Origin of the sequence: Cylindrospermopsis raciborskii Cr2010 (genome assembly GCF_003367075.2) — a bacterium.
In the GTDB taxonomy this organism is placed as follows: domain Bacteria; phylum Cyanobacteriota; class Cyanobacteriia; order Cyanobacteriales; family Nostocaceae; genus Raphidiopsis; species Raphidiopsis raciborskii.
Genome location: NZ_CP065936.1, coordinates 467,488 through 480,078, shown reverse-complemented (window position 1 = coordinate 480,078; position 12,591 = coordinate 467,488). Strand labels below are relative to the sequence as shown.

The 12,591-nt window shown below is 39.8% G+C and carries 12 protein-coding genes and 2 pseudogenes; 8 read left to right on the top strand and 6 right to left on the bottom strand.

Going from position 1 to position 12,591, the window contains the following annotated elements; all coding sequences use genetic code 11:
- Nucleotides 1–159 precede the first annotated feature (159 nt).
- Nucleotides 160–996: pseudogene (locus C6N34_RS02185) on the bottom strand (Uma2 family endonuclease).
- A gap of 566 nt (nt 997–1,562) precedes the next feature.
- On the opposite strand from C6N34_RS02185, the gene C6N34_RS02180 reads away from it, so the two are divergent.
- Nucleotides 1,563–2,309 carry a ParA family protein gene (locus C6N34_RS02180; RefSeq protein ID WP_236107319.1) on the top strand — a complete coding sequence of 249 codons (747 nt, stop codon included), beginning with the start codon at nt 1,563–1,565 and terminating at the stop codon, nt 2,307–2,309.
- The gene (locus C6N34_RS02175) at nt 2,309–3,229 is read left to right on the top strand and encodes a ParB/RepB/Spo0J family partition protein (protein ID WP_115538284.1); all 921 of its coding nucleotides are present in this window, start codon (nt 2,309–2,311) and stop codon (nt 3,227–3,229) included. Before C6N34_RS02180 ends, C6N34_RS02175 begins: the two co-directional genes overlap by 1 nt.
- Before the next feature lie 144 nt (nt 3,230–3,373).
- On the opposite strand, the gene C6N34_RS02170 is transcribed toward C6N34_RS02175, so the two are convergent.
- Nucleotides 3,374–3,571 (bottom strand): hypothetical protein, encoded by a 198-nt coding sequence (locus C6N34_RS02170; protein WP_236107317.1) that lies wholly within the window; start codon nt 3,569–3,571, stop codon nt 3,374–3,376.
- Here C6N34_RS02170 and C6N34_RS02165 point away from each other — a divergent pair.
- Nucleotides 3,566–4,258 carry an IS1 family transposase gene (locus C6N34_RS02165; protein WP_141302948.1) on the top strand — a complete coding sequence of 231 codons (693 nt, stop codon included), beginning with the start codon at nt 3,566–3,568 and terminating at the stop codon, nt 4,256–4,258. The genes C6N34_RS02170 and C6N34_RS02165 overlap by 6 nt on opposite strands.
- 48 nt (nt 4,259–4,306) lie before the next feature.
- On the opposite strand, the gene C6N34_RS02160 is transcribed toward C6N34_RS02165, so the two are convergent.
- From C6N34_RS02160 to C6N34_RS02145, 4 genes and pseudogenes are all read right to left on the bottom strand, one after another.
- Complete coding sequence (locus C6N34_RS02160; RefSeq protein ID WP_236107315.1) at nt 4,307–4,444, bottom strand: hypothetical protein; 138 nt, start codon at nt 4,442–4,444, stop codon at nt 4,307–4,309.
- 405 nt (nt 4,445–4,849) lie between these two features.
- Nucleotides 4,850–4,963, bottom strand: a pseudogene (locus tag C6N34_RS02155) (pentapeptide repeat-containing protein); the annotation flags it as partial.
- Between the two features lie 394 nt (nt 4,964–5,357).
- Nucleotides 5,358–8,870, bottom strand: coding sequence for a hypothetical protein (locus C6N34_RS02150; protein WP_236107313.1), 3,513 nt, complete (start codon nt 8,868–8,870; stop codon nt 5,358–5,360).
- A gap of 417 nt (nt 8,871–9,287) precedes the next feature.
- Nucleotides 9,288–9,452 carry a hypothetical protein gene (locus C6N34_RS02145; protein ID WP_236107310.1) on the bottom strand — a complete coding sequence of 55 codons (165 nt, stop codon included), beginning with the start codon at nt 9,450–9,452 and terminating at the stop codon, nt 9,288–9,290.
- Between the two features lie 363 nt (nt 9,453–9,815).
- Between C6N34_RS02145 and C6N34_RS02140 the strand changes: the two genes are divergently transcribed.
- The 5 genes from C6N34_RS02140 (at nt 9,816) to C6N34_RS02120 (ending at nt 12,176) form a co-directional block, all read left to right on the top strand.
- Entirely contained in the window at nt 9,816–10,541 is a 726-nt protein-coding gene (locus C6N34_RS02140; protein WP_236107308.1) for a hypothetical protein, read from the top strand.
- 29 nt (nt 10,542–10,570) lie between these two features.
- The gene (locus C6N34_RS02135) at nt 10,571–10,828 is read left to right on the top strand and encodes a hypothetical protein (protein WP_236107306.1); all 258 of its coding nucleotides are present in this window, start codon (nt 10,571–10,573) and stop codon (nt 10,826–10,828) included.
- A 16-nt stretch (nt 10,829–10,844) separates the two neighbouring features.
- Entirely contained in the window at nt 10,845–11,537 is a 693-nt protein-coding gene (locus tag C6N34_RS02130; RefSeq protein ID WP_141302948.1) for an IS1 family transposase, read from the top strand.
- A gap of 173 nt (nt 11,538–11,710) precedes the next feature.
- On the top strand, nt 11,711–11,848 hold the full coding sequence (locus C6N34_RS02125) for a DUF4160 domain-containing protein (protein ID WP_235528960.1): 138 nt from the start codon (nt 11,711–11,713) through the stop codon (nt 11,846–11,848).
- A gap of 4 nt (nt 11,849–11,852) precedes the next feature.
- Nucleotides 11,853–12,176, top strand: a complete 324-nt coding sequence (locus tag C6N34_RS02120) for a DUF2442 domain-containing protein (protein WP_006278987.1) — start codon at nt 11,853–11,855, stop codon at nt 12,174–12,176.
- Nucleotides 12,177–12,591 lie beyond the last annotated feature (415 nt).

The window sequence follows — 12,591 nt, the reverse complement described above, 5'->3', positions numbered from 1 at the left end:
TCATTTACTAGCAAGTACGGAGGCACAATTATTTGTAGGATGCCCATGGGGGCGTTGGGTTTCGTTCCTCAACCCAACCTACGTTCATCTTGTGTTTAATTCCACTCACCCACTTATCCTATTCGTCTTTACATAGTTTGGTCTTTTTGGGAATTTATTTTATATTTTCTCTGGGTCAATACCAAGGGAACGTAGATAGGCAACTAGTTTTTCTTTTTGTTGGCGTTCTCGAATAGCAATAGCTTCCGCCTGCTCCTTTGCTAAGCGTTCCCGAATAGCAATAGCTTCTGCTTGTTCCGCACGCTCATTTCTCGTCAATAACAAGCTCCCTTTTTCATCCCACCATCTTAACCACGGTGTGGGTGGGTTCTGGTTGTCATACAGTATTCCCAATTCTATGCCCATCTCTTGTATGGCATAGTGTCCTTGCCTGTTTGCCTTGATTTCTTTGTATCTTTTTCCCTGTAAATGATATACCTCCAGTGTACCTTTAAAACTATTGAATATAGCATAGTATGATACTTTTACCGCTTGTTCGTACACCCAAAACTTCCCCGCTTTTTTTAGTTTCCCGGTTTCTGGATCTATTTCATCTCCTTCTGGTGGAGGAGAACTGTCTTTTTCCTCCTTCCCATTTTTAGACGCAAATTCTATCACTATGAAGGGAGGTACTTTTTCCTTCCATAGCACATAGGACCTTCTCAATTGCCCATTTAGTCTGGATGGCACTCCAGGAACATAGAACCAATCTGGTGCTTCTACACCTTTTTCCGGAAGTTATGTGAACCGCCAATATATACCACTATCTTGTCCTATGCAATAGTCTCCATTGGGATGGATTTCTTTTAGTAAGGGTTCAATTGATGTGGTTAATATTATGCTTTGTGGGTGTTCTTGGAAATTCTTCACGAAATTATCATCAGAGTCTGGTAGCTGGGTGTGATCTGGGAGATTGAGGGATTCCCCAGCAAGGGGAGTGGTTAAAGGTTGGCGCACGGTTGATAAGAGGGGGTGCAGGGTTGGAAAGTAGTCTCATCTACTCAATTTTAGCATTTGTTTTTGGTTTTGTGTTGGTTTTTAAAACTATCTATGGTCTTATTTAGTAGTATATATAAAGGTAACTACCATAACTCAAATTGTATTTCTGCATTTTCTTACCTCTCCTGTCTATTTCTCCACTAACAGAGCCTCAACTTTTTAAACCTTATGATCCTTGACAGCTTTTTCCTGGATTAATTCTTCAATCTCTGCCTGTTTCTTGCGAAGGACTTCCTGAAACTCCATTAATTGAGACACCTCAACTTTCTTCAACGCTTCCCCAAAAATTTTATACAAAGAGCGTGTTCTTGTTGCTACTGGTTTAACTTGTTTTTCTATTTTTTCAGCATCTGTACTTGTGATGAGGATGTGTATGTTAGATATCAGGGGAATTGTTTTGATAAACAGAACAGAAAAATCAGATACTCATTGAGCGAAAAGTAATTGAAATAGTTCAGAGATTATTTGACGGAAAACGTTTTCCGTCAATGTTATAATTTAGTCAAGACCCCTAAAAAGAGAACATGACTAAAACTATCGCTGTCTTTAACCAAGCGGGTGGGGTGATGAAAACCACCCTGACAATGAACCTGGGTTATGATCTGGCAAAAAAATATAAGGTCCTACTCATTGACCTAGACCCACAAGCATCTCTAACCACATTTATGGGGATTCAACCCCACGAGCTTAATGAAATCATCTCCAATCCACTTCTTAACCCAGGAGCTAAATTACCAATCCATAATTTACACGGTATGGATCTAGCCCCAGCAAATATAACTCTCAGTGCTGTAGAATTACAATTAGCTGGTGTGATGGCGAGGGAGACCAGATTAAAACAAGTCCTGGAACCTATCTCCCACAACTACGACTTTATTTTCATTGACTGCCCCCCTTCCCTCGGTATTCTCAGTATTCTCGGTTTATCTGCTGCTAGTTATGCCTTAATTCCAGTTCAAACACATTATAAGGCATACAAAGGAACAGAACTATTACTGGATAGCATTAAACAGGTAAAACAACATATTAATACAAACTTGAATATTGCTGGGTTTGTGCCAACCTTATACGTTAACGCGAACCAAGATAAGGTAATACTGGATGGTTTAGAGCGGCAGTTATCAATGTTGGGGAAGGTATATCCAAAAATCCCCCGCGCCACAGCTTTTGCAGATGCGGCAATGAATAGTCAACCATTAGCCGTGTATGACCCAAAACATCAGGCGCTGACGGTACTGAAAGAGATAGCGAAGGGTATGGAAAAACTCTAATGGTCAAAAAAACTCTCGAACTCCCAAGAATGCGTGGCATACAAGATTTATTAAGCATAAACATGGATGTGGAATCTCCAACCACTACCATTAGTATTGATAAAATCAGATTACCTGCCAAGCAAGCGCGTCGTTATTTTGATGTTGAAAAACTAAATCATTTAGCACAATCAATTCAAGAACACGGTATTTTACAACCTTTATTAGTGCGTCCTTTTTCTGGAGTTTCTGGCGAATACGAATTGGTGGCTGGTGAACGCCGACTCAGAGCAGCTCAAATAATAGGTTTAAAAGAAGTCCCGATTATCTCAAAAGATCTATCTGATATTCAAAGGTCGCAAATCACTTTACTAGAAAACTTACAGCGGGAAGATCTCAGCCCCCTGGAAGAAACTGAGGGAATTCTGGAATTGCTTGGCATTCAACTTGATGTAGCGCCTAGTGACATTATCTCAATTCTTAACCAAGCTGCTAATAACAAAAGACGTAACTTGGAATTGACGGAAAACGTTTTCCGTCAGATAGAAACCATAGAGAAGGTCTTTTCTACGATTGGAAAGTTTAGTGCTGAAAGTTTCAGGACTAGCCGTTTACCACTGTTGAATTTACCTGGTGATTTACTAGATGTATTACGTCAGGGAAAACTTCAATACACTAAAGCTAGGGTCATAGCCCAAGTTAAGGATGAAGGTAAACGTAACGAACTAATCAATAAAGCTATAAGTGACAATTTGTCACTTAATGAAATTAAGCAGTTACTCAAGATCTCGAAATCAGCAGAAACTACTATTGAAGAAAGTTTGAGAACAAGATACACCGCTATCGCCAAAAGGTTAAAGAATACTAAGGTCTGGGAGGATGTCAAGAAAACTAAGAAACTAGAAAAACTCCTGAAGGACTTAGAAGAGTTATTAGACTAGATGTGATCGCTTTCTGAATACCAAGACGAAACCTGATTTCTGTGACCATTTGATATAGCTTGGAAAATCTCATATATCCTGGCGCATCGCACTTCTTTTATAGTTTCGAGTGCGATCGCTCTTTTTACCTAAGCCTTTTTACTATTACTCTACTCCAAAGCGATCGCCTGTCAAAACATTTATATTTTTCCCGTTCTCCGTGAAAAGTAAGGTTTTGAATACGCCTGTCAAGCGCTGGACTAACATCAGCAACTCCATAAGCATTAGTGCTAAAGCGATCGCATGTCTTGATTTTTCGGCGTTGCATAATAGAGGTATGAATTGAGGTAATCTACTGTGCATTGTCCAAACTGCGGGTCTTCCAAAATCAGAAAGAATGGCAAACGTCGAGGTAAACAAAATCACATTTGTGTTGATTGTGGTCGTCAATTTATCGATGTCTATAGTCCACCTAAAGGCTATTCAGAAGAAGTTAAACAAAGTTGCCTGCGCTCTTATGTTAACGGTATGGGATTTAGAGCAATTGAACGCGATAAAGGCGTTCATCATACAACTATTATTTACTGGCTAAAACAAATTGGTTCCATACTTCCAGATGCTCCACCAGTTGAGGAAACACCCTTGGTAGGTGAGCTTGATGAGTTGGAGACCTTTGTGGGATCAAAAAAAAACAAAATATGGTTGTGGACAGCAGTAAATCACTTCCGTAAAAATATCCTGGCTTGGGTTGTGGGAGACCACAGCTCACAAGCATTTCAACCTTTGTGGGACATCGTTAAACTCTGGCAATGCTTTTTTTATGTTACTGATGGGTGGAGGGTTTATCCGAGTTTTATTCAGCCAGAGGATCATATTGTGAGCAAAACATATATGACTAGGGTAGAGGGTGAAAATACACGTTTACGTCACTACTTAGCGCGACTACATAGAAAAACGCTATGCTATTCAAAATCTGTAGATATGCTTAGGTATTCAATTAAATTATTACTTCACTATTTAAAGTATGAAGTAATACCCGCGTTTAGTTGATTCATCCCGCAAATATGCAACGCCGATTTTTCTTATAGGTTAAAAAACTCAAGAATCATTAGATTTGAGTAGCCTTTCTTGAATAGATTGAGCACGTTGAATAATAGATGCTGCTTCTGTGTATCTCCCTTGATTCTCATAAAGTGCCGCCAGATTTAGATTGTTTGTCAGATCAGTAAGATTCATAAATCAAAACCTTATTTTTTATACATTTCATGGTGTAATTATAACAGCAAAATTGTTTTACCTTAAAGTTTAAGCTGCGAAAGATATATTAGAAGTGGGATGGTGCTTATACCATTGTATTTAGATTCAGTAAGGTTAAGATTAGTGACAGACGTGATAAATTTAGTGGGTAATCACGAGACATTCTCGACGGGCGATCGCAAAGCACGCCCTGCGGGAGAACGCATGTCCTGTTTTTTCTCAAGGGAAATTAACTAGCAGGTTTTACCAGTTAGTCAGTGATTATTCAGCTTCAAGAAAACCTTTTATCGTTTCAGCAGGAATACTAAAGAGTGGATGATCAAAAATCGCTTTTAGCACTTCTAATCCTCCTGCTTCTAGTGCCGATTGTAATCTATTTTTTAAATCAGTGAAATTTGCACCCCTGATATCAGCATGGCTAAAGTTTGCACCTTCAAGATTTTGTCCCTTGAAAGAACGTCCTCTGAGATTTTGATTAGAAAAATCCTGGTTTATCATTTGTCTTGGATCTTTGTATAGTTTATTTGTATCAAAGTAATTTTTATGTAGTTACACTAAAAAATCAGGTAACCCATAACAGCAGTATTCAAAACATTTAGTCATGAAATACCTATAAAATTTTTTGGTAGCTCGATTGAATAAAAGGTCAATTTCATAACATATTTACTAACCTTTGCGTGCAATAATAATACATAGGGAAATCAAAGTCAAGACCTGGTATTAATTTTTTATACTGAAAGCACACAATTTCGTCTGACTTAACCTGTGGGTCAGAATGGTCAAGGGAAATTAACCAGGTTGTTTTACCGGTTCGCTAGAACAGTATTAATAGTAGATGTGCGATTGCATTACACCCCGTATAGAATAACGCCTGTCCTAGTCTCAAGAGAGATCAGGAGGGTGACAACTGCCAGGGGACTTCCAAATCCTTACAAAGTAGCCAGAGGATACCCTGCTTTAAATATTTTGGTAGCCGGCTTAACATTTCGGCTATTTTCTCTGGAGTTTGTGCCACCCTTTCTAAGGTTTCAATTACCTCTTGGGGCCCCACCTCCTCTTCTATAAGTATGGGTAAATACTGGTCTATGAACCAACTTTCATCCGGTAGCAACTCAGGTTCTTTTTTATCGGATTCTGTATTAAATCTCCCTAATAGGATTTCCGATATTTTTTTGAACTTACCCCAGGGGATACTCTCTGCTATGGTTGACTGTCCTATACCCGCTACTTTAGCTAGGTTTTGTTGAGTCACTTTTTTACCCTCTTCTATCAGTTTTCTTACTCCCTTGCTAACCAGCGCTAAAACCCTATGGCTGGCATCCCCTGCTTCAGGGCAAATTTCTCCCACGTCTTGTGTAGTTATTTCCGCTCCATTAAAGTTCTCTTTGAGGGCTTTACTCAAGTCAAATCTGGTATCTCCTGCTATGTATACTATTATCTCCTCTTTGGGTCTGCGACTAGCTCTCAGTCTACCTATGGTTTGACATATCTCCGCTACAGTTAACCTCCCTAGGTAATCATCAAATCCTTTTCCCCCACCCAACCCAATTTCCCAGGCGGCTCGGGCATCAGCAAGATTAGGGATGGGAACTCCTAATAACAAGCAGGCTTTTTTCTCCTGGTCTGTGTTGTTTGCTCTACTGTCTCGAAAGTGGACTCTATCCCCTTCTCGAGCCACTGATTTATACTCAAAAACTACTCCATCGGGAAAAAGAGTGAGAAATTTTTCTCTTATTGCATCTACTCTCTTTTGTTTGCTGCTAGTTCTTTCCTTACCCTGGGGTCTTAAATTCCCCATCCCTGTTAGGATTTTTATTTTCAGATTGGGGGTTTCCACTTCCGATGTTAAAACTATGGTCTTTTCCGTCTCCATTTTTAATGCTGTTACTATGTATTCTGGATCCGCTGTAGCATCTAATATGATATTAACTTTGGCAGCTTCCATTATTTTGGTGTGTTTCTCTTCCGGTACAGAAATGGTGAAGACCCCCTTCTTGTAGTATAAAAATCCTTTTTCTGTAATAGCTCTTACAAAAGGTAATAACCACTGTTTACCCATATTATTTATGGTTTCAGCAGTTTCCTTCACTGACTCTTTTCTCAAGCTCAAGTTGGCTGACCTATTACCATGCACTCCATTAAAAAAGTTTTCTAAAAAGGAAAGGTCGGGGACAAGGTTGGTTGCCAAATCTAGATGCTCCCTGGTTACTTCCGGTAGGCGGGCAAGAATTTCTTCCCTTTCATATCCGTTGTAAGGGCTGCTCTTCTCTTTAAAGAATTCTCTAATTCCATTTAACAAAGGTAGAAATTTTACCAATACTTCTGTGTTATGTGCTAGAAAACCTAAGGTAGCATTTAAGTCTGTTTCAGTGAAAGTAATATCTTTTTTAAACTTGATGATATTTTCATCCCAAATAGCTCCAATGGGTAAATGAGAATCGAAAATGGTGGGATCTATTGATTCAGGATGGATACGCACTCGGTCTTGTTCTAATGCAGTCTTGCGGTCTATGAGAAATCCTTGAAAAGATTTGCAGGTTCCTGATACGGGACATCCATCGCAAATAACAGATGAGTTATCTACATTGACCTCTTGTTGTCGCAAACCCTCAAATACCTCGCTAGCAATGCAATTAGGCTGAATATCCGGCTTTTCTCCCTTTTTGGCTCGTCGTAGGTAATATCTACCATCAGCAGTTTTTTGAGAGGTATCCCACTTCAGACCACCGTGTCTTGCCGTGGCTGGAGACCAATCAACCAGACTTGATACTGTGGGATTTTGCACCCCATTTGTCACATAAAGAATTTTATTTACATTTAGCTCATCAGGCATAAATGTGCCTGCTGTGTGGGTTTTTCCACTGCCGGGAGGTGTTTTTACAATTATGTTCTTATAACCACTTTTATAAGCATCTAGTATCTCTTTCTTGATTTCTTTTACATTTATTTTCTTTCTTGTTACTGTATGTGATGGATTAGATATCACATATTTTTCTTTACCAAATCCTTTAGCTATTTTACGCAGACTTTTGCCTGCTTTTTTCAATAAGGCAAATAGGTCTTGAGATTCCTCAACCCGGTTATCTTCTATATCCTTGGCCTTAATTTCTTCTCCTAGTTTAGCTAGACTGCCATTTTTTACTGGCTTCCAATCGGAAAATGCTATGCCCATTTCCGTGAGATAGGCTTTGGCAATGTCAACCCATTCTTTACCGGTGGGGTTTTCTTTGCCGTAACGCAATTTAGAAAAGAACCGGAAAAGGTCTAAAAGTCTATTGTCAGTATCTATGGGACAAGCCCAACCTACCTTGCTACCAATGCTTCCAAACCAACCAGCTGTTCCTGATTGTGATTGATGAAAAGGACAGTCACTTTTAGCCTTTTTGCCAAACCACTTTACTTTCAGGGGATGTAATTTTTCAAAGTCCTCAATGGTGGCTTGTTCCGCAGTTTTATTAACCAGTTCAATTAAATTATTCTCCTCTTCCCAGACCAACTGTTTTCTGGCTGCCAGTTGCTTCTGCCTCTCCATCCTGCTCACCACAGTTGGTAGTGATTCCTCTGGCATGGATAAAATCCCATTCTTCTCAGCTTTTTCCGCTAGTCTCCAATCATTCCACCGCTCATCGGATAAACCATAGGGAAAAAAGGATTGTAAGATATCTTCAATCTCTTTAATAGAATAGCGTCTATCCCCCGTACTCACCAGGGATTGATATTTGCCCTTATCCGGGCGAAAGAACCCTGGTAACCGCATTTCCCGGTTTAAGTTCTTAATAGCTGGATCTGACTGAGTTAGGCAGATCAATTTTTTCTGCAAAATAACCCATAGGTCTGGACCGGGGTCTTCTGTTAGAGATAGGAATGTATGGAAAGACTTGCCACCAGAGAAAACTATTGCGCTCGGTAAAAGACCTAAACTCTTTAGATTTTCAATATTTTGGAACTGTTGGTCTAGGGGGAGGTCATCTACCTCAAAGAAAAGATTAGAGAAATTGGTGCAGTGTCCCTTGCCAATCCCACCTTGAGGATGGTTGGGCAAGAAGAATAAGGAAGTTTCTTGAGAAAGCTGGTATAGGAACTCCCATCCATAGGATTTACCAGCATCCCGCCACACAGAACCACCTTTCGGATCTTCTACCTTGCTTACCTTCCGTTGGGGAAATACTTCTAATTCTCCCTTTCCTACCACCGCCCTTAACACCTGGCGCTTAGAAGTTTTTATCCACAGTTCTTTTCCTACAGTAAACCCAAGGCGGGTTAGAAAGCTAAAGGTTTGTTCTTTAAGTTCGGTCTTATCTAAATTATCAGTTCTTTCGCACCGGTCGTCTATCTTGTCTTTGACTTCAGAAAATTTTTGTGAACTAGGTTGACACGAATAGGAAAAATTGTGTATTATGGTCATGTGATTAGCCCTCCGGGGAATATTCCACAGTCATCAAAGTCACCGGTTCTTGGCAGAAATAGAGACGATGTTCTGTGGGGTTAATAAGTTAAAAGGAGAGAAACTCCCTTGCCGGGGGGTTTCTTTCTGTTTAACCGTTTTTATTATACATGCTCTCTAATAAATTTGCAACTAAGACAGGTTTATTTATTGAAATTTGGTATTACCTGAATTAGTATTTGTATTTACGCTGAATTAACGATATAAAATGCTACTATTACCCAATACCGGAGATGTCACCCTGTGTAAGTTATAAGCATCTATGCCCTGGGTGGGAAATAAATATATCTGATGGTAGAACTAAATCATCTTCTGTAATAAAAAATACAGCTAATTGAAATCAGGAAATGGTTATCCCCCCAGGTAGATCCCGGGATTTTATTTTTTCTTTTTCTCCTCTTTTTGATTTTCCACATAATCACATATTATTTCTCTTACTTTGTCTTTCATGGTTGTATTTTCTTCTAAGCAAATCTTTCTAAACTCTAATTTTTCTTCCTTAGAAAGAAAGAATCGAATGGGGACTAGCTCTTTTTCTTCCATTACTCAAAGTACCTGAATTACTTGACAACCAGATAATATCACCCAATCCTTAAATTTTCAACACACTATTGACACTATAAGGTGTGTGTGGTGTATAATGGTTTTAGTGTATTTGAATATCGTTTCCTTCGCATTACCATAAGTCCTGTGGGCAGGAGATCTGGATAAAGATAGCAAATGGCACAAAATCACTGAAATCAGCACTGAGTCTGAACAGTAAAAATAACCCACAATGCTCCCCCAACTTGAGTTGTTCCCAGGTTTGCGTAATTCTTGCCGCTTACGCCATTTGGTAAACTTGCTGGTGATTAAGCGCTGTGGAAATTACTTCTTTGAAAAATGCAGTAATTTGACTATGCAGTTATGTATACGGTAGAAAGACAATTGTATGAATCCTTATTGGGGAAAAGCGTTTCTGACTCTCATTGGTCGAACCTGAAAAAAACTGCCCAAGAAGCAGACCATGTAATTACTCTAGACGAGCCTCCAGAGCTATCACAAAATAAGGAAATTACCTTAGCAGAAAAGCAAACCATATCTACTGTAGCTAAAGACCTGGGTTTTATTCTCCCCCAGGATGAACTAAAGGCGATCGCGAGTAGTTTAAGGGAGGACAGTGAAATAACAAGCATTACAGAGATAAAAGAAGCCATACTGAGGTTCATTGCCAAAAAAGGGGAAAGAACCAGAAGGGAGGTAGATACAGCGCTATCAGAAATAGCTACCGCTTATGCAGCAGAGCAATTAATAAGTTCCCGTCTATTTGCCAGTTCATTAGCTAATTTAAGCAAGGAGGTAAAAGTAGCCAAGGGCTGGAATGGAGTAAGACATATAGTAGCAGTAGAATTACGTAATAACATGGACCTAGCGCAAGCTGTTAAAGTAGTCAAAGTTATACCTAGTGACGATGTCCTAGCGCCTTACTTTGCCCTGGGTGGAACAGCTCTGTTAATAACTGCTGCAACTATCTCCCATAAACTTACTCAAGACCAGGCAGTTCAGTTGCTTTCTAGCTTGAGGGGAATTAAAGGAAAGGGAGCTGCGGGAAGATATGCAGGAGGAATAGAGTTGTTGGAAAATAAGGGATAATAATCAAGCAGACAAGTAGGGTGACATTAATGTTGAAGTTAGACCGCGTCCTGAATCAAGAGCGACTGCTACGAGCAATGACTGGACTTAACCGCCAAGCATTCAACGAGCTGTTATCTCAGTTTGCTGATACCTATGAACGCACCGTGTTCAACTCCTTAGCAAACCGCAAACGTGCGCCCGGGGGCGGACGCAAGCCTACACTCAGAAGTATAGAGGAAAAACTATTTTATATCCTGCTGTACTGCAAATGTTATCCGACGTGGCGTTGCATAATAGAGGTATGAATTGAGGTAATCTACTGTGCATTGTCCAAACTGCGGGTCTTCCAAAATCAGAAAGAATGGCAAACGTCGAGGTAAACAAAATCACATTTGTGTTGATTGTGGTCGTCAATTTATCGATGTCTATAGTCCACCTAAAGGCTATTCAGAAGAAGTTAAACAAAGTTGCCTGCGCTCTTATGTTAACGGTATGGGATTTAGAGCAATTGAACGCGATAAAGGCGTTCATCATACAACTATTATTTACTGGCTAAAACAAATTGGTTCCATACTTCCAGATGCTCCACCAGTTGAGGAAACACCCTTGGTAGGTGAGCTTGATGAGTTGGAGACCTTTGTGGGATCAAAAAAAAACAAAATATGGTTGTGGACAGCAGTAAATCACTTCCGTAAAAATATCCTGGCTTGGGTTGTGGGAGACCACAGCTCACAAGCATTTCAACCTTTGTGGGACATCGTTAAACTCTGGCAATGCTTTTTTTATGTTACTGATGGGTGGAGGGTTTATCCGAGTTTTATTCAGCCAGAGGATCATATTGTGAGCAAAACATATATGACTAGGGTAGAGGGTGAAAATACACGTTTACGTCACTACTTAGCGCGACTACATAGAAAAACGCTATGCTATTCAAAATCTGTAGATATGCTTAGGTATTCAATTAAATTATTACTTCACTATTTAAAGTATGAAGTAATACCCGCGTTTAGTTGATTCATCCCGCAAATATGCAACGCCGGATTTACTATTTCTGGCTGCTAGAAGACAGGATATAGGGAAGTTACTGATGATACTTGGAAAAATAGTTCCAGAGTATACAGGTATGGCAGCAGGGCGTCAAGGAAGGAATTTGCCGTTTTAAGTGCGAGATTGAAATCAATACGGGTGTGGTAAGTGGATCCTTTCCAAAACGTGCATTGCGTCATGTTTTGGAATGGCATGATTTACATCAATCTGAGTTGCTGACCAATTGGCAACTTTGCCGACGGCAAGATCAACCGAATCATATCGCTCCTTTGGAATAAACATATGTTCTTACACATTGTTTCTGCTGAGCATCTCGATGGCTACAAGATTAAAATTAAGTTTAATGACAATCGCAGTGGGATCGTTGACTTAGGCGATAGCTTAAATGGCAAAGTGTTTAAGCCCCTGCAAAACCTGGATATCTTTCAGCAGTTTGAAGTTGATCCCCAGTCGAAGACAATACGTTGGTCAAATGGAGCGGACTTTGCACCTGAATATCTATATTTTCTTGCATTTCGTCATCTACCGGAATTGCAGGCACAATTTGAGAAATGGGGATATTTGCCAGATAAAGTTTCTATAACTTGTGAACTGATTACGAGTTAAATAAAATGTGATCGCTTACAAGTCATTGATGGCACTTTTGGGTATTTTCGACAGCACTATCAGTCTCGCGTTCATAGTAGCACATTCTATATCATAAACCCCTTCACCCTCTTAATTCGAGTTAAAATAGAATGCGATCGCTTAATTGATATTGCGCCAGAAACACTCTATGAACTGTCCGTACGTTTACCTGGTTAATTCTGTGTGCTTCCCAATCGCCCTCTTAATTCGAGTTAAAATAAAATGCGATCGCATTCCCATGGGGGTATTGTGTTTCGCGTGTGAATCACGACTTCTGCAAGGAGATAAATTCATTCCCTTGATGATGATGGCGAGCTCCCGTAGGGAGTGCTTTGCAATCGCATTTATACATATCCCGTTGGTTTGTTGGGTTTCGTTCCTCAACCCAACCTAC

Bases quoted from the DNA above. Each gene is read 5' to 3' on its own strand.
- C6N34_RS02135 (WP_236107306.1), top strand. From the start codon at position 10,571: ATGTTGAAGTTAGACCGCGTCCTGAATCAAGAGCGACTGCTACGAGCA.
- C6N34_RS02180 (WP_236107319.1), top strand. From the start codon at position 1,563: ATGACTAAAACTATCGCTGTCTTTAACCAAGCGGGTGGGGTGATGAAA.
- C6N34_RS02160 (WP_236107315.1), bottom strand. From the start codon at position 4,444: ATGAATCTTACTGATCTGACAAACAATCTAAATCTGGCGGCACTTTAT.
- C6N34_RS02175 (WP_115538284.1), top strand. From the start codon at position 2,309: ATGGTCAAAAAAACTCTCGAACTCCCAAGAATGCGTGGCATACAAGAT.
- C6N34_RS02140 (WP_236107308.1), top strand. From the start codon at position 9,816: ATGTATACGGTAGAAAGACAATTGTATGAATCCTTATTGGGGAAAAGC.
- C6N34_RS02120 (WP_006278987.1), top strand. From the start codon at position 11,853: ATGTTCTTACACATTGTTTCTGCTGAGCATCTCGATGGCTACAAGATT.
- C6N34_RS02145 (WP_236107310.1), bottom strand. From the start codon at position 9,452: ATGGAAGAAAAAGAGCTAGTCCCCATTCGATTCTTTCTTTCTAAGGAA.
- C6N34_RS02150 (WP_236107313.1), bottom strand. From the start codon at position 8,870: ATGACCATAATACACAATTTTTCCTATTCGTGTCAACCTAGTTCACAA.
- C6N34_RS02170 (WP_236107317.1), bottom strand. From the start codon at position 3,571: ATGCACAGTAGATTACCTCAATTCATACCTCTATTATGCAACGCCGAA.